Consider the following 20,979-nt stretch of genomic DNA (forward strand, 5'->3'; position numbering starts at 1 on the left):
ATCGCACCTGATCGAATTACTTGTCACTACCGCCATGAATCATCCTTCAGACGCCCTGCTGCCCCCGCATCTGCCTGCCGGCGGTGAGCCGGGTCCCGTCATTACCCGTCGTGCGTGGCTCAGGCTGCTCGTGTGGAGCGCCGCCGGCATCGTGCTCGCGCTCGTTGTGGTTTGCGCGTACGCGCTCGTCTACCCGGAACGGATGCCGCCCGCAGTTGGTTCGATCGTCGAGGAAATCACCGGCGCGAATCCCAATCCGGTGCATTTGATGCGTCCGCAAGACGCGCCGCTGAGCGCGGTTGCGCTGCTCGGCAAACAGATTTTCTACGACCAGACATTGTCGGCCTCGGGCACGCAGTCGTGTGCATCGTGCCACTCGGCGCAGCATTCGTATGCGCCGGATAACGCGTTCCCGGTTCAACTCGGCGGCGCGCACATGAACCAGGCCGGCTATCGGCCGCCGCCCTCGCTGACGTATCTGTACCGCCAGGCGCCATTCAGCATCGGGCCGGATCAGGGCGATACCGACGTGCCTGTCGACATGACGCAACTCGCGTCACAGGCCGCCGGCGTACAGCGCGCGCAGAAGACGGCGCTTGCCGCACCCGCCGCGCCGGCGATGGTGCCGCAAGGCGGCCTGTTCTGGGACGGCCGCGCCGATACGCTGCAAATCCAGGCGATCGGTCCGCTGATGAATCCGGTGGAGATGGCCAACGCGACGCAAGAGGATGTCGCGCGCAAGCTGCTGCAAACCAAATATCTGGACCAGTTCAAACAGATCTTCGGAGCGGGCATCGTCAATAATCCGAGCCTGCTGATTTCGGAAGCCATGTTCGCAGTGGGACGGTATCAGACCGAGGATCAGTCGTTCCACGCTTTCACCAGCAAGTACGATTACTGGCTCGAAGGTAAAGCGCGCCTGACCCACGCAGAATTGCATGGCTTGCAGTTGTTCAACGATAAGGACAAGGCTAATTGTGCGGGCTGCCACTTGAGTCAGCCCAGCAAGGATGGCTTGCCGCCGGTGTTCACCGACACGCAGTACGAAGCGCTTGGCGTGCCGCGGAATCCGGCCATTCCGGCCAACAAGGATCCGAAGTTCTTCGATATGGGCGTGTGCGGGCCGTTCCGCGACGACATGACGAAGGAGACGCAGTACTGCGGGATGTTCCTGACGCCGACCCTGCGCAATGTGGCCGAGCGCAAGGTGTTCTTCCACAACGGCGTGTATCACGACCTCAAGCAGGTCATGGACTTCTATAACCTGCGCAACACGGCACCCGAGAAGATCTATCCGCGCGATGCTTCGGGCAAGGTCCAGAAGTACAACGATCTGCCGGCCCAGTATCACGCCAATGTCGACGTTGCCGATGCGCCGTTCGATCGCAAGTTCGGCGATCAGCCGGCCATGACGGATCAGGACATTCAGGACATCATCGCGTTCATGAAAACGCTGAGTGACGGGTATAAGGCTGCAGGGTCCTGACTCCCATTAGGGCCGATTAGGGCCGTCGCGCAGCGTCGCGCGAGCCGGTGAGGTATCCTTGCCGGTTCCGCGACCACTTTCCGTACCCTGCCCGATGGCCGATTTCCCTTTCGACGCCGTACTCTTCGACTGCGACGGCGTGCTCGTCGACTCCGAACCCATCACCAACCGCGTGCTCACCGAAATGCTCGGCGAGTTAGGCTGGCATTTGAGCGTTGAAGAGGCGATGCAGATTTTTGTCGGCAAGGCCGTCAGGGATGAAGCCGCACTCATCGAAGCGCGCACCGGCTTTGCGATTACGACGGAATGGCTCATGCAATTTCGTGCGCGCCGCAATGAGGCGCTCGATCGCGAGCTGGTGGCGATCGATGGCGCGGCGTCTGCAGTACGCGCGCTTTACGCGTCGCTCAACGGACGCATTGCTGTCGCGTCCGGCGCCGATCGCATCAAAGTGGAATTGCAACTGGTGAAGGCCGGTATTCTCGACTGCTTTGAAGGGCGCATCTCCAGCGGTCACGAAACACCGCGCAACAAGCCCTATCCCGATGTCTATCTTGCCGCGGCCGCAAGTTTGGGCGTAGAACCGCAGCGTTGCGCCGTGGTTGACGATACCGTCACGGGTGTGACTGCAGGCGTGGCCTCCGGCGCCACCGTGTTCGGCTATTGTCCGAAAGAACTGAGCCACAGCAGCGCCACGGCCTTGCATGGCGCGGGCGCGGTTCACGTCTTCCGGGACATGGCCGAGCTGCCCGCGCTGCTCGCCGGATGGCGCGGCGTGCAGGGTTAAGCGCGGGATTAAGGGCGCGCCCTTACTCGAAAGCGGGGTCGATCGGCACGCGATAGCCCACCGCGAGGCGGTTGGTCTCGTTCGCCATACCGACCACCGCCAGCAACTCGCCGAACATTTCATCGGTCATACCCGCGCGGCGGGCCGCGGCCGTATGGCTCGCGACGCAGTAGCCGCAGTTGTTCGTCACACTCACCGCGACGTAAAGCAACTCCTTGATCAGCGGATCGAGCGCACCCGGCGCCATCACGTCCTTCAGACTGTCCCACGTGCGCGCGAGCGTAGGCGGATGCTGGGCGATGTATTTCCAGAAGTTATTGACGTCGTCGACCTGGCGGGTCTGCTTGATGTCGTCGTAGACGGCTTTGACTTCAGGCGAAGCTGCGGAATATTCGATGGCTTTAAGCTGGCTCATACATCCTCCTTTGCTTGCTAATGGAATTCGGCGATTCGTGCGCGAGTGGCGCAGGGTTGCTCATTGTGCCCGCAATTCCGGTGGGCGTAGCTGTTGGCAGTACGCCAACACCATAACGTCACGAGTCGGTGGATCTCAAACCATCTTGCGCTTGCGAGATCGGTAGATGTGGACGCCATGCCGCTTTGCGCTGGATGGCATGGTGTGTGCAAAGGGAACCAGTGAGCGCGGCGATACCCGGGCTCACTGTTAATCCAACCCTGCCGGAGATCCACCATGAAAACGCTAGTTCTCAAAGATTTGCCCCGCGCCGATGAACTCGACCGCGCGGCTTCGCAATCCGTCCGCGGCGGCATCGCCTGCCTCACGCGGGAAGCGCCGCCCGCTTGCCCCGGCGGGATGATGCCGCCTATTGTTGTTCGGCGTGGCTGGGAGTGTCCGCCGATTCATTGGGGTTGCGGGCCTGTCCATGTCCCATACGGCAAGCCGCCTTGCCACTCCGAGCCGGTGGTGGTGCCGCTTTAGGCATCGCGAGAAACCACGTGAAGCGTGAAGATAGACGGGCCAGCATGGCGGCCCGTCTACTTTCATCGCCCCGCCGGGATATCGTTACTTCCCTGTAGCGCGCGGACGCAGCACCTGCCCACCCGGACCGTCTTCCACGATCCAGCCCTTGGCTCGCAATTGCTCACGCAGACGATCAGCCAAGCTCCAGTCCTTGGCCGCACGGGCCTTGTCACGCTCATCGAAGAGAAGCGCGATATCGGCGGGAATCGCAGGCACGTCTTCCTTCCAGTCGGCGAGTCGAAGTCCGAGCACGGCGTCGAATTGATCGACCGTTGCCCGTCGCGTCGCCGCAGGGAGATCGCTTCTCACCACATCCCACAGTACAGCGAGCGCACGCGGCAGATTCAGATCCTGATCGACCTCAGCCTTGAAACGCTCAACGCTGTTCGCATCGGGCATGCCCCCTTCAGGCCATTGCACATAAGCTCGACGCAAACGGTCCAACGCGGATTGCGCGGCATCGAGCGCTTCGAGATTGAAGCGCAGTGTGCTCCGGTAATGCGCGCTGAGGCATAAGTAGCGATACGCGAGCGGATCGATGCCTCGATCGATCAACGTCTGCAAGCGCACGAAGTCGCCGCCCGACTTCGACATCTTGCCGGCGTCCAGCGTGAGGAAATGGCCGTGCATCCAGAAGTTCGCAAGGCGGGTTCCATGGCGTGCCTGAGTCTGCGCGATTTCATTGCTGTGATGCACGGCGATGTGATCCTCTCCTCCGCAATGAATGTCGAACCACGGGCCGAGGTATTTCGCCGACATCGCCGAGCATTCGATGTGCCAACCGGGAAAGCCGCGACCCCACGGGCTATCCCACTCCATTTGCCGCGTGCTGTCCGGTGGACTGAATTTCCACAGCGCGAAATCCGTTGCGTGCTGTTTCTCCCCTAACGCAACACGCTTGCCGGCCTGCAGGCCAGCGGCATCGAGACGGGCGAGAAAGCCGTAATCGTCCTGTTTGCTCGTGTCGAAGTAGACGCCGTCGGCCGTGCGGTACGTATAGCCGTTGCGCTCGAGTTCGGCAATGAAGTCGATCTGTTCGACGATGTGATCGGTCGCTCGGCACCACAGGGCTGGCTCCAGCAGGTTCAGCGCGTGCCAGTCGTTCATGAAGGCTTCTGTATATCGCTCCGCGATCGTCCATGCCGATTCGCCGGTGCGGCGGCTGCCCTTTTCCATTTTGTCTTCGCCTTCGTCGGCATCGGAAACCAGATGACCGACGTCGGTGATATTGACGACGTGCCGCACGGTGTAGCCGTTCAATGTCAGCACGCGTCGCAGCACGTCTTCGAACACGTAGGTTCGAAGGTTGCCGATATGCGCGTGGTCGTACACGGTCGGACCGCAGCAATACAGCCCCACGTGGTCCGCTTGAATCGGCGTGAAAGCGCGTAAGGTGCGCGACCAGGTGTCGTACAGGACGAGTGGCATGTGAATTCCTGCAGTGTTGTGCGCGTTAGTGAACGTAACAACGAGAACGGACAGATCAAAACAAAAAGCCACCGGTCTTGTGACGGGTGGCCTCAGGGATACGGACGTGTGCAGATCGACTCGCTAGACGCAAGCTCCCCTTGGCAGGCTGCAACAGCATGCTTGCAAAGAATGCGAAGGGGAATGGATAGATGCGGCCATGGAAACGATGCTAACGCGTGTTTCCAGGCCGGTCAATCTCGAACTCGCCCATAGGTGTCTTCGAAACGCACGATGTCGTCCTCGCCGAGATAGGCGCCGGACTGCACCTCGATCAACTCGAGCGGAATCTTGCCCGGATTCAGCAACCGGTGCGTCACCCCAAGCGGAATGTACGTCGATTGATTTTCGGTCAGGATGATCTCTTTGTTGCCGTTGGTGACGAGGGCAGTACCCTTGACGACGATCCAATGCTCCGCTCGATGATGGTGCATCTGCAGACTCAATTGCGCGCCGGGGCTGACAACGATGCGCTTAACCTGAAAGCGGTCGCCGCTGTCGATGCCTTCGTACGATCCCCACGGCCGCACCACGCGACGGTGCGTGACCGACTCGTGGCGTCCCATGGTATTCAACTGCGCAACGATCTTTTTGACGTCCTGCGCCTGGTCGCGATGCGCCACGAGCACAGCATCGGCGGTCTCGACGATCACGACGTTATTCAGGCCGATCGCGGCCACCAGCCGGTGTTCTGCGCGGATGTACGAGTTGGTCACGGCATCGGTCAGCACGTCGCCGATCAGCGCGTTGTCCTGCGCATCGCGCTCCGCAATGTCAGCAAGCGCCGTCCACGAGCCGATGTCGTTCCAGCCGAGGTCCGCCACCGCGACCACGGCGGCGCGCTTCGTTTTTTCCATCACGGCATGGTCAACCGAGATGTTGGGACAGGCCGAGAAGCTTTGTGCTTCGAGACGCACGAAATCGTTGTCGCGTTGCGCACCCTCCAGCGAAAGCTCCGCCTGCTTCGCGATTTCCGGCTCGTAGCGACGCAGCTCCTCCATGTAGGTGGACGCTTTCAGCATGAACATGCCGCTGTTCCAGTAGTAACTGCCATCCTCAAGAAAACGCTGCGCTGTCGCCGCGTCCGGCTTCTCGACGAAGGAATCGACCGCAAAGGTCGGCTCGCCTTCAACAAGGCTTGCACCTGAACGGATGTAGCCGTAGCCGGTGTGCGGTTCGGTCGGCGTAATACCGAACGTGACCAGGTAGCCGTCTTTAGCAATCTGCGCGGCGGCTTCGGCCGCTTTAACGAAAGCCGCTTCGCCCTTGATCACGTGATCGGACGGCAGAACGAGCAGCAACGCATCCGGACTTTCTCGCATGGCCAGCAACGCCGCCACCGCGATAGCCGGCGCCGTGTTGCGGCTGGCCGGCTCGAGCACGATCGCCGACGACACGACATCGACCTGGCGCAACTGCTCGGCCACAAGAAAGCGCTGCTCATTATTTGTGACGACGATCGGCGACGCGACGTCGGCGATACCTCGCAGGCGCAGTGCGGTTTGCTGAACCAGGGTGTTGTCACCCGTCAACTTGAGATATTGCTTCGGATATCCGCCGCGCGACATCGGCCACAGCCGCGTGCCGCTTCCACCGCAAAGAATGACTGGATAAATATGCATGGTCTTTTTCTCTTTTCTCTCTAGATATTGTTTGAATGTGTACGCCCCGATTCCCCTGCCCCCGAATTCAAGCCCGGCGCATAAGCTGCATTCGTACCGATTCCAGTTCATGCGGCAAACGGCGCGAGATTGGCGCGCGGCGCGGCAGTTCGACAAAGCCCAGGCGTTGATACAGATCGTACGCACGCCGATTGCTGACCAGTACGTCCAGTACGATCTGCCGATCGGGCTCGTCGTGCATCAGTCCCGCGCGCAATACGCTGGTAAATAGCGCACTGAACACGCCCGACCCTCGCATCTGTTCATCCGTCGCGCAATGTGCAATCAGCGTTTGTGACGACTTCGGCGCGGGCAATTCGCTCTCCAGCACCAGCCCACGCAACAGCATGCCCACGGTGCTGCGCACGCCAAAAAACACCATCAGCATCAGCGCAACATGAGGATCGTCAAACCAGATGCTCCTGCCGTCATGCATGGCAAGCACCGCTACGACCTTATCGTTGCCCGTCACGGCGACGTGGTGCCGCCGATAGGAGAAACGGCCATGTTTCGACGTGAACGCGAATTGCAGAAACTCGATGCACCGGTGGTCGGGTTCGCCGAGAAAGAACCCGAACTCACGCACACCCGAGGCGAAGATCAACGGCGCGCACGCCTCTGCATCTTCTGCCCGCGCGGGGCGGAACTGCAAAGCGCCGGCTTCCTGCCCCTGATGCGACGTGCGAGCGCGCTCTGATTGAACGGCGTACATGGCGAGTGTCCCTCTTTAACGCGGCAGGCGCTTGAGCGCCGCAATGGTTCGGCTGATCTGTTCCGGCTCATGCGTCGAACAGATAAAAAACCGCAGACGCGCCGCCTTCTCTTCGACGGCAGGATAGAAAATCGGCTGCACGTTGATGCCTTCCGCAAACATCGCGTTGGCCCACTGCGCGGCCTTCAAGGTGCTGCCGGTAATGATCGGCACGACCGCATAGCCCGCGCTCTTGCCCGTGTCGAGACCCGCGGCGCGCGCTTCGTCGAGAAACTGTTTGCCGCGTGCACGCAGCAGCGCCGCCCGCGCCGGTTCAGCAATCAGCCGTTCGAGCGCCGCAAGCGACGCCGCCGCCAGAGCTGGCGCAAGGCCGACGCTGTACAGAAAGCCGGGCGCGAGATGCCGCAAGATATCGATCAGTGCCTGCGAGCCGGCGATAAATCCGCCGCAGCCCGCCAGTGTTTTGCTGAGCGTGCCCATCCAGATATCGACGTCGCCGCTCGCCACGCCGCAATGCTCGCGAACGCCCTGACCGCGCTCGCCCAGCACGCCGAGCGAGTGCGCCTCGTCAACCATCAGAAACGCGGCATGCCTGCGCTTGATGTCGACGAACTGAGCCAGATCGGGAATGTCCCCGTCCATGCTGTACAGGCCTTCGATCGCGATCAGCACACGCCGGTAATCGTGCCGCACGCGTGCAAGCAGCGCGTCGAGCGCCTGCCAGTCGTTGTGCGGAAAGCTCAACCGTTTCGCGCCGCTCAATTGCGCGCCTTGCACGATACTGTTGTGCGCGAGCGAGTCATGCACGATCAGATCGCCGGGACCGAACAGCGAGCCGATTACCGTCACGTTGGTGGCATGGCCGCTCACGAACACGACGCAATCGTCCACCTCGTACAACGAGGCGAGCGCCGCTTCGAGTTCGCGCTGCACGGGCCGTTCACCCGCCACCATCCGGCTCGCCGATGCCGACGTGCCATAGCGATCGATCGCTTCTTTCGCGCGCGCGGACACGAGCGGATCGCCGGCAAGACCGAGATAGTTGTAGTTCGCGTAGTTCAAATACTGCGCGCCGCCGATCTGGGTGGTCGCGCCCGCAATACCTTCATGCACGCGAAAAAACGGCGACTGCACCTGCAGCTTCTCGCCCATCTGCCGCAATATTTCGACCTGCTGATAACCCGGCATGGTCTCGAAGCTGCACAGCGCAGCGCGCGAAGCGTCTTGCGCCGCGCGTGTGCCACCGGCGGGCAATGGCGCGCCCGGGGTCTGCGCCTCTTCGGAGACGCGCTCCAATTGCCGCATCAACGCCTTCGCGGCGAGTTGCTGGCGGATGTGATCACCCAATCCCATGCTGTTCAGATAACCCTGTGAGGTGCCGGCCTGATGTCGATATCAAGCCGGAAATTCGGCCCATTCCCATGCGTCGCGCGTGGAGAGCAATTCGGCAACCAGCCGGTAGTTCATTTCATGACTCGGCCGCAGTGCGGTGATGCGACCGAGCAACGGCGCGCCGGCCATCGCCATGTCGCCGACCAGATCCAGCACGCGGTGCCGCACAAACTCATCCGGCACACGCATTCCGCCCAGCACGCGATTGCCGACGATCGCCGCGGTACACGACAGGCGCGCGCCGCGCAGAATCGGCATACCGCGCATATAGCCGGCGAGAATCGCGGGGATGGCCCATTTGACGCGTCCGTATGAACGCGAGGGGGCGATCTCATCTGCAAAACTCTTAGGCGTCACCGCGCCGTCCCAGCGCAATGCACCGAAGCCTTTGAGGTCGTTGCGCACGGCCATTTCATAAGCGGCCGATGGTTCGATCGAGATACTGCGCTCGTCGCGCGTGCCCTCGCCGTCGGCTATCTTCACGGCACGCAGCACGCGAATAAAGCGCTTGGCGTGTGGCAATTCGATTCGTCCGCACGCATGGATCGCCTCGATCCACGGCTGTGCGCTGCCATCGAGAATCGGTACCTCTTCCGCATCCAGTTCGACGGTCGCGCGATCGATTTCGCAGGTCAGCAGCGACGCCAGCAGATGCTCGACGGTGCGCGCACGCACACCATTGGCGCTTTCGAGCATCGTGCAAAGCGGCTGGCCGCGTCGCAACGACGGGCTCACCGCGAGCTCAGCCAACACGCCTGCGCCCTGCATGCGACGAAAGACGATGCCACGCGGACCATCGGCATCGGCGGGAAGAATCCGCACGTTCACGCGCCGTCCGGTATGCAGACCGTGACCGCTTAACGCCAGCGGTCGCGCGAGCGTCCCTTCACGGCGGCGCCAGCCAGCAGGTGCGTTCATCAGACGAGCTCCGTCGCGGCGGGTGTCGGGACGGGCGTTGCCGTGTTTGGTTGCCCCGACAGCGCGCCGGTGACGTCGGCCAGCGCATGAGCGCCGACATCGAGCGCATGTTGTGCGGCAACCGCCGCCACCTGCGCCGCGACGCCGTTTGACTCCGCCACATCGTCCTGCGTCTGGATCGATTCGACGATCCGCTGCGCCAGTGAGTGCACCGTTGCGCCTTCGGCCATCGTCATGATCGACAGCTTGACCTGGAAGCTCTCTTCGACCGCCATGCCGAGCTCCATGCCCATCAGCGAATCCATGCCCATATCGAGGATCGAGCGGCCGGTTTCGATTTTTTCCGGCGACATGTGCAAGATGCGTGCGATCTGTGCCTGCAAGGTTTCTTCGACCAACTGCAAGGCATCCGCGAATGCCAGGCCGAGAATCTGGTCGCGCATCTGCGCGCCGCTCTGACGTGCCGGTTCGTGACTGCCGCGTGCATGCAGTTCCGTGTAGCGGCGCGCACGCGCAGCCGGCATGCCGAGCGAAAGCGCCTGCCAGTCGAGCCGCACCACTGCTTCGCCGACGTTCATATCGACGATCGCACGCTCCAGCGCCGCGAGCGCTTCGGCCGACGTAATCGACAGCCCGCCAATGCGCGCTTGTAGCGCTTCGCGGGTCTCGGCGTTGCGCGCGAGGAAGCCGACGTCGTCCAGCGGACCCCATGCCATGTAGGTGCCCCACAAGCCGGCCGCGCGGCGCTGGGCGATCAGCGCCTCGAGGAAGCTGTTGGCCGCGACGTAGCTCGACTGCCCCGGGTTGCCGAGGAAAGTCGTCGCCGATGAATAGACCACGAAGAAATCGAGTTTTGTATCGCGCGTGGCGCGGTGCAGGTTCCATGCGCCCGCCAGCTTCGGCGCGAGCACCGCGGCGAAACGTGCGTCGTCGAGATTACGCACGAGGCCGTCGTCGATCACCATCGCCGAATGGAGCACACCCTTGAGGGGCGTTCCGCGCGCGGCGATATCGGCGAGCAGTGCGTCGAGCGCGGCTGCGTTCGTGACGTCGCAGGCTGCCGTGTGCACCTGTGTGCCGTTTTCTTCGCGCCAACGCGCAGCCTCTGCGGCGAGCTCCGGTGCGAGCGCGCCTGAACGGCTCGCGAGCGTCAGGTTTCGTGCGCCGCGCGACATCATCCAGCGCGCGGTGGCAAAACCAAGGCCGCCCGTGCCGCCCACGATCAGATACGCAGCTGCCGGATCGAGTTGCAGCGCGTCAGCGCCGGTCGTCGCGCGCGACGGACTCGGCGTACCCGCCGGATACGTCACGAGGATCTTGCCGATCTGACGTGCCTGCTGCATGTGACGGAAGGCTTCCTCGACGCGTTCCGCCGGAAACGCGCGATAAGGCAGCGGATGCAACACGCCGCCCGCGAACAGTTGCATCACCTCTTCGAACAGACGCGCGGTCAGATCCGGCAATGCGCTCATCAACTGGTCGGCATCGATGCCGAAATAGCTGATGTTGTTGCGGAACGGCCGCAAGCCGATGCGGCTGTTCTCGTAGAAGTCACGCTTGCCGAGTTCGAGGAAACGGCCGAACGGACGCAGCGTGTCGATGCCGCGCACCATCGCTTCACCGGCAAGCGAATTGAGCACGATATCGACGCCTGCACCTTGCGTGCGCTCTCGGATTTCATCGGCAAATGCAAGGCTGCGTGAATCGAACACGTGATCGGCGCCGAGCAGACGCACGAATTCGCGCTTCTCGCGGCTGCCCGCCGTTGCAAACACCTCCGCACCCAGGTGGCGCGCGAGCTGGATCGCCGCGATCCCTACTCCGCCGGCCGCGCCGTGCACCAGCACGCGCTCGCCGCGGCGCAGTCGCGCCAGCTCGCACAGTGCGTAGTACGCCGTAAAGAAGGTAGTCGGCACCGTGGCCGCTTCTTCGAAAGTGAGACGTTCGGGCTTGTGGGCGATGGCCTCGGCCTTCGTGCGCACGTGGCTCGCGAAGGACGCCGGCGCGAAACCGAGTACCGCATCGCCCGGCGCGAAACGCCGCACATCCCGGCCGACGCGCGCGACGCGCCCCGACAGTTCCATGCCGATCGTCGCGCCGGCAAAACCGTTTTCGACGGCTTCGTCGGACAGCAAGCCCATCGCGTACATCACGTCGCGGAAATTCAGACCCGTTGCAACCGGTTCGATTTCGACTTCATCGGCCGCAAGTTCGCGTTGCGGAAGTGCAAACCATTCCAGATTGCGCAACGAGCCAGGCGACGCAAAACCGAGCACCGCCGCTTCGTTCTGCGGACGCACCGAGGCAGTCGATTCGCGGCGCACTGCAGCGCTCGCCGCAGGCAGCATGCGCGGCACGTAGCGGCCGTGTGCGGCGAGCAGCACTTCTTCTTCGCCGTCGGACGCGAGCAGCTCACGCGCCAATTGGGCGCCTGCATTGCGGCACGCTGGCGATACGTCGATCAAACGGCACGACAGTTCCGGATGCTCGTTGGCCAGCACACGGCCGAGCCCCCACATTGCCGCTTGCTCAGGACGCAGCGTCGCGGCATCGGCAAACGGTGTGGCGACCGGCGCACCGCCGCGCGTCACGATCCACAATTGCGGCTGTGTTACGCCAGCAACCGCGATGAGATCACGCACAAGTTGCGCCAGTGCGAGCGTGGTCTGCTGCTGGATTTGCATCACCTCCGCGCCGTCCGCATCAGCGGACAGCGTGTGATCGGGCGCGATGAACACGACGTGGTGCGGACGCCCTGCCGGCGCGGCCAGCTTGCTCATGTCGTGACGCAATGCCTTGAGCGTGTTGCTCGACGTCGTGTGGCCGGCTGCCTGCAAGGCAGCCGCCAGGGTCTCGTCGGCGCCGGTTTCCGCTGCGTACAGCAGGGACCAATGCGCTGACGGCGTCTGTGCTTCGCTCTCGTTGTCAGCAGAAGCGCCTCTATGCGGCTCGCGTGCGACGATCAGCGTCGGTGCGCCTTCGAGATCCAGACCCTGCTCCGTATGCCGCGTGACCTGTTCGAAGCCGGCTTCTTCAAGGTGTTTCGTCAAGGCTACCGGCGACAACCATGCCGCACGGCGCGCGTTGGCGTGCGCGGCATCCGCGTCGAGATCGAACACGATATCGGCGAAGCGGCTATTGCGCGGCTCCGCGATCACGACCAGCGCGCCCGGCGCGAGCCAGCCGCGCAGTGCGTCGAGTAGTGCATGTGGTTCGGTCTGTGCGGCAAGCACGTGGCTCGCCACAACGATGTCATAACGCTCGCCGGCTTCGATGCCGGACAGGCGCGGTGCATCACCGAACTCAATGTTGGCGATGCGCACGGATGGATGCTCGCTCGCGTCGAAGCCGCTCAACTGCTCATGCGTGCCTGCAATCGTGTAGTCGCAGCGCGACACCGGCACGTGAATCGCGAGCGGCTGCAACACATCGCTCGACGGCGAATCGAGTTCGAGCACGCGCAAGCGGCGCGATTCGCTCCACCCTTCGATCGCGCGATGCAGGCAGGCGCCAGTCAGCGCATTGACGTGGGCCCACGTCGGCGAAGCTTCGAAGAAGTGTTCGACCAGACTGCTGCGCGACGACGGCAGGATCTGCGCGCCGCTCACTTCGCCGCGCAACACGGCGGGCAGCGCTGCGCCACAATGGGCAAGCAGCGTCAGTTCGGCCACGTGCGCGGGCGACTGAGCAAGCAGGTCGCGCCACAGTTCATCAATGCCCGGCAGATTCCCGCAGGCCGCTGCGTCGCGCACCAGACGGGTACCGTCGCGCTGCGCCAGGCCGTCTTCCACGACGATCTGCACGAGACGCGCCAGCAGGGCCGGATGCGCGCAGTCCGGCAGCGACGGTTGCGCAAACACGTCCGTCGCATCGAGGGCATTCAATGCGTACGCGCTTGCGAGCACGTCGAGCAACGGCAGCATTTCAGTCAGATGCGCCTGTCTGCGCGGCTGATCTTCTTGCGCAGCCAATGCCGCGGCGGCATCTTCCAGCAACGCGGCCGGCTCGGGCAACATGCGTGCGTCGAGATCGGCGGCAAGCGGTTTGGCCTCGACGATATAGGCGTAACGTGCAGGCGCATGCTGACGGCGCGCCATCAGATCGACACGGCGGAAGCGGCATGCGCCGAGTCGCGCGACGATCGCGCCGTGCGCGTCGGCGAATTCGAACGACGCCACCACCGAATGCGGACTGCGCCGTTCGATCCGGGCGACCACGTAACGGATCGCGTCGCCGCGCAGATAGTCGATGCGTCCGATTTGCACCGGCACATAAGCCGCGTGTTCGATCTCAGCTCGATCTTCTGACGCGAGCAAGGCGAACAGCGGATGGAAACCGCTGTCCATCAGGGCCGGATGAAGCGCGTAGGCGCTCGGTTGCGCACCGGATTCGGCTTGCGCGAGGACGGCCGGGATTTCCACTTCCGCCAGCGCCATGTCGGCGTTCGCGTCGACGTGCACCGCGCGCACCCATTGGAACGCCGGACCGTAGCTCAAGCCAATTGCGGTGGTGTTCGCATACAACGTTGCGCCGGACATGGCCGGTTGCGCGAACAGCTCGGTGAGCGTGGTGGCCGGCAGTGTGCTTGCCTCGCCTTCCGTGCTCAGCGCGCAGCCGCTCGCCAGCAAGCGGCCGGTAACGTTGAGCGACCACGCTTCGTCTGACATGCGATCGCGTGTTTCGATCGTGAAACTCGCGGTACGCACGTCGACGGTAAAGCGGAACAGCTTCGAATGCTGCGGCTGGAACACCACCGGCAGACGGATTTCGAGGTTCTCGACGGCGCAGCTTGGCGTGCCGAAATGCACGCGCGCGGCGGCGAGCGCCATCTCGACGTAACCCGCTCCAGGGAACGCCACACCGCCATCGACCACGTGATCGGCCAGCATCGGCAGACCGGCCGGATCGAGCTGATTTTCCCAGGCGAGCGCGTGCTCGCGCAGACGGTAACCGAGCAGCGGATGTTCGCGGCGGCGATTGACCAGGTTGTAAGCCTCGGCGGTCGGGCCGAGCCAATAGCGTTCGTGCTGCCACGGATAGGACGGTAGCGCCACGCGCGTGCTCATTGGCGCGAAGCGATCGACGTCGACACGCGCGCCATTCGCGAGCATCGTGTAGATCGCGTGGTGCAACATCTGCGCGCTGTCGTGGTTGCGCTTGAGTGTCGGCAGCGAGCGGCCCGTAATGCGGGCATCGTCTAGTGTCTGCGTCACATAGGTGCGCAGAATCGAATGCGGGCCGACTTCGAGGAACAGGCGCACGCCCGTCTGGGCGACCTGAGCCACCGCATCGCCGAAACGCACCGGCTCGCGGATATTGCGCCACCAGTATTGCGCGTCGAGTTCGGTGCCCGCGAGCGCGGTACCCGTCACCGTCGAGACGAAGCTACGCGATGCAGCAATCGGCACCAGATCCGCGAGACCCTGCAGCACGCTCGACTCGATCGGATCCATCTGACGGCTGTGGAACGCGTAGTCCAGGTCCAGCATCTGGAAGAAGCGGCCGCTTTCCTTCACCGCGGCTTCCAGCACCTGCAATGCACCAAGCGGGCCGGCCACCGTGACCGCATGCGGGCTGTTGACCCCTGCGACTTCCACCGCGGCGTCCACGCCGAGTTGCGCCATCAGTACACGCATGGCGGCTTCGCCCAGCCCGGCAGCAGCCATTCGGCCCGTGCCGCGCGTGCTTGCCTGAGCGCGACTGCGAATCTTGATCACGTGTGCGGCTTGCGCCAGCGTCAGCGCACCCGACGCCCACGCCGCAGCGACTTCGCCGACGCTGTGCCCAAGGCACATGTCATAGCCGACGCCACGCGCTTCGATGACGCGCACTACGCCCACCTGAATCGCGAATAGCAGCGGCTGGGCGTGCTCGGTTGCTTCCAGCGTGGTGGCGTTGACGCCTTCACGCAGCACCTCGACCAGCGAGGCACTGCCGTCGGCACGCCACAGCGCGTCGAGCTCGTCGAGCGCGGCACGGAACACCGGCTCCTGTTCGAGCAATTGCCTGCCCATGCCGGTCCACTGCGAGCCGTTGCCGGAAAATACCAGCGCAAGACGTGAATCGTCGCCCGGGGTTTCGCCCTGCACGAGCGCCGCGTCTGTCTGATCCGACGTCGGCGTGGCTAGCGCGGCGAGCGCCGCACGCGCTTCGGCTGGGGTCAACGGTGCGATGATCGCGCGATGCTTGAGCCACTGCCGGCGATGCGCCGCGTTCGAGGCCAATGTGCTCCAGGGCGCTCCGTTGTCCAGCATCGATAGATAGCGTGCCGCCAGCGCCGGCAGCGCGGCTGCGGTGCGTGTCGAGAGGATCAGCGGGGACAGGGTCTTTGAGTCGCTGTCGGTTCTTGCAGCGGCATCTGCTTTCGGTGCTTCCCGCAGGACGATGTGTGCATTGGTGCCGCCGAACCCGAACGAATTGACACCGACCACCAGCGGTTCCGCACCACCGTCGAGTGCTGTCAGACGATCCACGACACGCAACCGGCCGCCGACAAAATCAATCGATGGATTCGGCGTTTCGAAGTGCAGTGTCTTCGGCACCGCGCGGTGCTTCAGGCACAGAATCGCCTTCATCAAACCGGCCATACCCGAAGCCGTTTCGAGGTGGCCGACGTTGGTCTTCACCGAGCCAATCAACAAGGGCTGATCGACCGGCCGTCCCGCCGACGCGACTTCCATCAAGGCGCGCGCTTCGATCGGATCGCCGACCGCCGTTCCCGTGCCGTGCGCCTCGACATAGGCGAGCGAGCGCGGATCGACGCCCGCGCGTTCATAGACAGTGCGCAGCAAGGCCGCTTGCGTCGCCGCGCCCGGCACGCTGATGCCGCCTTGCGAGTAGCCGTCCGAGTTGACGCCCGAACCGGCGATCACTGCGTGGATCGTGTCGCCGTCGGCCAGCGCGCGGTCGAGCGTCTTGAGCATCACCAGCGCGCCGCCTTCCGAGCGCACGTAACCGTCGCCGGTCGCGTCGAACGCGCGGCAGCGTCCGCGAGGCGACAACATCGACGCCTTCGAGAACGTCACGAAGCCGAACGGATGCAGCAGCAGATTGACGCCGCCCGCGAGCGCCATCTCCGCGTCGCCCGATTGCAATGCCTGACACGCCTGATGCAAGGCGACCAGCGACGACGAACACGCCGTATCGACCGACACGCTCGGCCCGCGCAGATCGAACAGATAGGACAAACGGTTGGACGCGATGCTGAGCGTATTGCCGGTCGCCGAATACGGATCGACTGCGTTGAGATCGTCGACGAAACGATTGCCGTAGTCCGGACTCGCCACGCCGATGTAGACCGCGCAGTTGCTGCCTTCCATGTCGCGCGGACGCACGCCCGCGTCCTCGAAGGTTTCCCATGCGAGTTCGAGCAACAGGCGTTGCTGCGGATCCATCTGCTGCGCTTCGCGCGGCGAGATGCCGAAGAAAGCTGCGTCGAAACCGGCGACGTCGTCGAGCACGCCGGCTGAGAACGTGTAGCTCTTGCCCGCTTCGCGTTTGGACGGGTGCTGATAGAACTCCGTGCCGAAACGGTCTGCCGGTACTTGCGTGACCGCATCTTTTTCGTCGCGCAGCAGCGCCCAGAAATCATCGGGGCTCTCAACATGGCCGGGGAAACGGCAGGCCATCCCCACAATCGCAATCTGTTTGGTCATCGTTCGGTCATTGGGTGCAACGTGCGTGCCGGCGCCCCGCCAGGCAGGCCCGGTTCGAGTGCTCGAATCAGGGTGAGGCCGAGTTGTTCGGCGCGCAAAGCTTCATTCGTGGCGGGCGCTTCGCCGTAATTGCGCCAGATAAAGTAGTCGCTTCGAACCGGCTCGCAACCGAGTTCGCTGAATACGTGCGACAGCGCGGGCACGTGATCGCCGTAAAAGCACAGCACCGTGTCGCGGCGCCGTGCGCGTAGCGCTGAAAGCAGGCGGCCGAGCATCGCATCGGCGTTGGCGAGGTGGCGTAGATAGGCAGTCAGATCACGCCAACGCGCATCGTCGCCGAGCGTGTGGAAGGCTGCGCCCTCACCTGCCTGTACCGGTTCGAGATGCAGCGGCCCGTGGTTTTCCATCGTCATCGCGAAGATGAAGGCAGGCTTGTCGCGCGGTTCGTCGAGCGCGTTGAGAATCGATTCGGCGACCGCCATATCGCCGACGTACGGGCCGGCACGCGGCGCATCCTTGAACGACGCGATGTCCAGAAAGCGGTCGATCTGGAGATGTTTGAAGGCGCGTTCGCGGCCGAAAAAATCCGCGTAGTACGGGTGAATCGCCCTGGTTTGATAGCCGCCCCGCTTGAACCACGAGGCGAGCGATGCGCAGGCACTGCGCACGAATGCGTACGGATAGAAACGCGCATAGCCGAGTTGCGCGCCTTCGATACCCGTCAGGACCGCGAACTCCGTGCGCATTGTATTGGCGCCCCATGCCGGGACCGTCAATTCACCGTGCTGGAAGGACTCGCGGCGTGCTGTGTCGAAGTGATGAAGGATGGCTGGTGCGATCGATTTAGTGAGGCGACGCGCGTCCAAGAACGACTCGCTCTGGATCAGGATCACGTCGGGCGTCGACCGGGGTGCGCCTTCGGCAAAGGGACCCATGGCCAGCGCCTTACGCAATTGGCGCGGCGTGGCCGGCTTCATGCCGTTCAGCAGATAGGCGATGAAGACGGCGAAGAAACCGTGACGCTTCTGGTCGTCGGACGGATTCAATGTAAGAGGCAAGCGTGCGGCAAGCAGATAAGCGGCGGCGAGGCAGGCCGCGGCAGCGATGGCGATAACACCGAACGGCCTGCTGCTCATTGGCGTGTCCGCTACGAAAGCACCGATCACCACTGCAATGCCAACGATGATCGCTGCCACCGTTCCTGCGCTCAGAAACGGCAGGTACAAACGCGGATGCGCAAACAGCTGACTGAAGAGGCTTAAATCGGTGAAGACGAACGGCTCGCGCAGGGATGCATATTTTGCATTGCTCACGCCGGCAAGCAATGCGACCAGCGCGATTGCGACAAACGCGGAAAACCTCACGCGCCCTGTCACCAGCAACAGGCATAGGCAGATGAAAACGATTGCGGCGACATGCAAAGCAAAGGCGAGCGGCGAACGGCGCAGCGACGCGCGCGGCACCGCGATCGCTTCGGGCAGAAGCGCGAGGCCGGCGGCGGCCGCGAAGCTGAGCACGAGCGTTCGATCCACTCAGCGTTCCTCGCGTGGCAAATAGGACAGCCCACCCAGAATCGCATCGGCCATTACCGCGGGCAGCAATGGCAAAAGGCGCATGCCGAAAGCGAGCAGACCGGGGAAAGCGATTTCGGCGCGCCCTGCTTTCAGTCTGTGTTGGATATGCTGGGCGGCTTTATCGGCCGACCAGAGGAACCGCTTGTCGCCAGGGAAGACGTCGCTCATTGCCGTCTTTACGAAGCCGGGCAAGACGATCGACATGCGGATGCCGTCACGCGACAGGATCGGGCGCACTGAATCACCGTAGGCTTTGATCGCTGCCTTGCTGGCGCAGTAGGCCGGTGAGATTGCCATGCCGCGCAACGCGGCAAGCGAGCTGATCAGCGCGATCTGACCACTGCGGCGCGGGCGCATGCGGGCGATGACCGGAAGCGCCGCGTGCATCACGCCGTAGAAGTTCGTGTCGACGATGGCGGCCGTGCGTTCGAGTTCTTCCCAGTCTCGCGCGGACGCGAGCGTGCTGGCCGCGCCGGCGTTGGCGATTAGCAGGTCGATGGGATGGGCGTCGTCGAAATGGTGCAGCCAGACTTGCATGGCGGCGGCGGCGCGGACGTCGATCAGGCCGGTTTCCACTTTTGCGCCATTTGCGCGGCAGGCGCTGGCCACTTCTTCGAGTCTTTTCTCGTCGCGGCCAATGAGACCGAGAACGACGCCTGGCGCCGCATACGCCTGCGCGAGCGCGCGGCCGAGCCCCGCGCTCGCGCCGGTGATTACGATGTGGCGCGGCGTGGCATTAGGCACGGGCTGCCGCCTCGAGACGCTGCACTGCGCCGGCCGTTGCCATGGCGATGCCGGTGCGGGTGTAGAAGTCGCCGTTGATCTGGGTGTGGTGGACGACGTAGTCCAGAAAGGCTTGATACAGATGCATGTCGGGCTGCTCGCCGTGCAGCCAGAAATCGTCCAGCGAGCCTTGCCAGGTCAGACCCGGCATGCTGTAGATCGCCGTGCCGAGCGCGATTAGCGGACGGCGGTGATGCAGCGCTGACAAGCCGACCGTGCTGTTGACCACCACGGCACCGCGCGCATGATCGAGAAGCGTCGGCAAGTGGCCGGCGTCGATGAAGTGAAGGCGATCGGCCACGCCAAGCTCGCGCGCGAGTTGTTCCGAATGACCGCGGTAATCGATCAGCCCGGTATCGAGGGGGTGGTTCTTGATTACGAGCCAGCTATCTGCCGGAGCATGCTGGGCGAATGACCTGAGTACTTTGGTTATTGCTTCACGCACGCCATCGAACGGCGAGTGGACGACGATCTGCGCGTCCGAATTTAATTGCAGCGGAAATATGTAATACGCATGGCCGGCATCAAGCAGATCGCGGGTGACTTTATCGGAATCGCGATGATGCTGGCGTTGACGCAATGCGCGGGCGGCCAATCCCGAGTATTCGAAGAAGCCGTTTCTCGGACGATGGCTGCGGTAATGGGGAAAGCGCGTGGCGAATAGCGTGTTCGCACTGCGATAACGGATATCGTGGAAAGCGCGTTCGTAGAGGTTGTAGCCGGTGGGCCGGCCGGCTGGGCTCGGCGGAATGAAGCGGCGTTGATCCAGATACCAGGCGGGGTCGCGGGGTAATTGCGAACGGCCGTTTACACCGTGTTTTTCAAGCGTTAACCAATGCGGGCGGACGTAGCCTTCTTCGAAGACGTGAACACGCATCCCATTGGCTTGCGCAATGGGATGCATATGGCGATGAATTTCGCGGCAATCGCCAAACATTATGACGTCGGTAAAGTTACCCGCTTTCACCCGTTTGACATACCAATCCGTTAATTGGCTCGCCTGGTCACGGAAATTCCAAGCGTCACCAATACCTGCGTATGCCAGATCACCGCCGCAGAAATTAACTCGACGCACAGCATGGCCCCGCTCGCGCAACGCAGTGGCAAGTCGGCTAAAGAACGGGGAAGCCGTGCCTTGCAGAGCGAGAAAGGAGTGGTGCATGTAAGAACGTCGAAGAGCGGCCCGAGCTCCACCGACAGAACGGCATACCCACACGCCCTTCCCCCGAAGACTTCGGAATCGTTTGAATAATTGCTGCTGGTCTTAAGCAAGGACCGAAGAATACAACATTACGAGATAAAAAATAAGTAACGTTAAGAAAAATAAGGAAATTTGTTGGAAGGACACGAAGGTGGATGGCATCTGCTTTATCGGGTGGCTATAATCGGCCGCCCTTGGTGCATTGGCTGGGTATGCGTGGCTGTTGCCGTGTAAGGATTGCAATGCCCCGCATTGCGTCTGCAACCCTGATAAAGATGCCAGGTAAGGATTTGTATTGGCTCACGTAAAACGTTTGCGCCCATTGTGGCTGCACACTTTTTGCGCGAGTTTCCGCTCTTGC

Annotated in this window: 13 protein-coding genes; 3 read left to right on the forward strand and 10 right to left on the reverse strand. The window is 62.9% G+C overall.

Annotated elements, in window-relative coordinates; translation table 11 throughout:
- Positions 1–34: 34 nt before the first annotated feature.
- Positions 35–1,486 carry a cytochrome-c peroxidase gene (locus KHO33_RS34465; RefSeq protein ID WP_200567134.1) on the forward strand — a complete coding sequence of 484 codons (1,452 nt, stop codon included), beginning with the start codon at positions 35–37 and terminating at the stop codon, positions 1,484–1,486.
- Positions 1,487–1,580: 94 nt separating this feature from the next.
- Positions 1,581–2,273 carry an HAD family hydrolase gene (locus KHO33_RS34470; protein WP_054038653.1) on the forward strand — a complete coding sequence of 231 codons (693 nt, stop codon included), beginning with the start codon at positions 1,581–1,583 and terminating at the stop codon, positions 2,271–2,273.
- A gap of 22 nt (positions 2,274–2,295) precedes the next feature.
- Here the strand turns inward: KHO33_RS34470 and KHO33_RS34475 are convergent, their stop codons facing one another.
- Positions 2,296–2,688, reverse strand: coding sequence for a carboxymuconolactone decarboxylase family protein (locus KHO33_RS34475; protein WP_054038650.1), 393 nt, complete (start codon positions 2,686–2,688; stop codon positions 2,296–2,298).
- Between the two features lie 276 nt (positions 2,689–2,964).
- Here KHO33_RS34475 and KHO33_RS34480 point away from each other — a divergent pair, with 276 nt between their 5' ends.
- On the forward strand, positions 2,965–3,213 hold the full coding sequence (locus KHO33_RS34480; RefSeq protein WP_200567133.1) for a hypothetical protein: 249 nt from the start codon (positions 2,965–2,967) through the stop codon (positions 3,211–3,213).
- Between the two features lie 84 nt (positions 3,214–3,297).
- Here KHO33_RS34480 and cysS read toward each other — a convergent pair whose 3' ends face one another.
- From cysS to KHO33_RS34525, 9 genes are all read right to left on the reverse strand, one after another.
- Positions 3,298–4,683, reverse strand: a complete 1,386-nt coding sequence (cysS, locus tag KHO33_RS34485; protein ID WP_200567132.1) for a cysteine--tRNA ligase — start codon at positions 4,681–4,683, stop codon at positions 3,298–3,300.
- A gap of 233 nt (positions 4,684–4,916) precedes the next feature.
- Entirely contained in the window at positions 4,917–6,344 is a 1,428-nt protein-coding gene (locus KHO33_RS34490; protein ID WP_200567131.1) for a mannose-1-phosphate guanylyltransferase/mannose-6-phosphate isomerase, read from the reverse strand.
- 67 nt (positions 6,345–6,411) lie between these two features.
- The gene (locus KHO33_RS34495) at positions 6,412–7,095 is read right to left on the reverse strand and encodes a GNAT family N-acetyltransferase (RefSeq protein ID WP_200567130.1); all 684 of its coding nucleotides are present in this window, start codon (positions 7,093–7,095) and stop codon (positions 6,412–6,414) included.
- 15 nt (positions 7,096–7,110) lie between these two features.
- Complete coding sequence (locus tag KHO33_RS34500) at positions 7,111–8,448, reverse strand: aminotransferase class I/II-fold pyridoxal phosphate-dependent enzyme (RefSeq protein ID WP_200567129.1); 1,338 nt, start codon at positions 8,446–8,448, stop codon at positions 7,111–7,113.
- Positions 8,449–8,490: 42 nt separating this feature from the next.
- Entirely contained in the window at positions 8,491–9,405 is a 915-nt protein-coding gene (locus KHO33_RS34505) for a UDP-3-O-acyl N-acetylglycosamine deacetylase (RefSeq protein WP_200567128.1), read from the reverse strand.
- Positions 9,405–17,060, reverse strand: a complete 7,656-nt coding sequence (locus KHO33_RS34510) for a type I polyketide synthase (RefSeq protein ID WP_200567127.1) — start codon at positions 17,058–17,060, stop codon at positions 9,405–9,407. Before KHO33_RS34510 ends, KHO33_RS34505 begins: the two co-directional genes overlap by 1 nt.
- A complete protein-coding gene (locus KHO33_RS34515; protein WP_200567126.1) occupies positions 17,057–18,592 on the reverse strand; it encodes an LTA synthase family protein in 1,536 nt (511 codons plus the stop codon). Before KHO33_RS34515 ends, KHO33_RS34510 begins: the two co-directional genes overlap by 4 nt.
- Positions 18,593–19,378 carry an SDR family NAD(P)-dependent oxidoreductase gene (locus KHO33_RS34520; RefSeq protein ID WP_200567125.1) on the reverse strand — a complete coding sequence of 262 codons (786 nt, stop codon included), beginning with the start codon at positions 19,376–19,378 and terminating at the stop codon, positions 18,593–18,595.
- Positions 19,371–20,579: a capsule biosynthesis protein gene (locus KHO33_RS34525; RefSeq protein WP_200567124.1), complete on the reverse strand. Its 1,209-nt coding sequence runs from the start codon at positions 20,577–20,579 to the stop codon at positions 19,371–19,373. The genes KHO33_RS34520 and KHO33_RS34525 overlap by 8 nt, the downstream gene beginning before the upstream one ends.
- Positions 20,580–20,979: the final 400 nt, after the last annotated feature.

Origin of the sequence: Paraburkholderia nemoris (assembly GCF_905221015.1) — a bacterium.
GTDB lineage: Bacteria > Pseudomonadota > Gammaproteobacteria > Burkholderiales > Burkholderiaceae > Paraburkholderia > Paraburkholderia nemoris.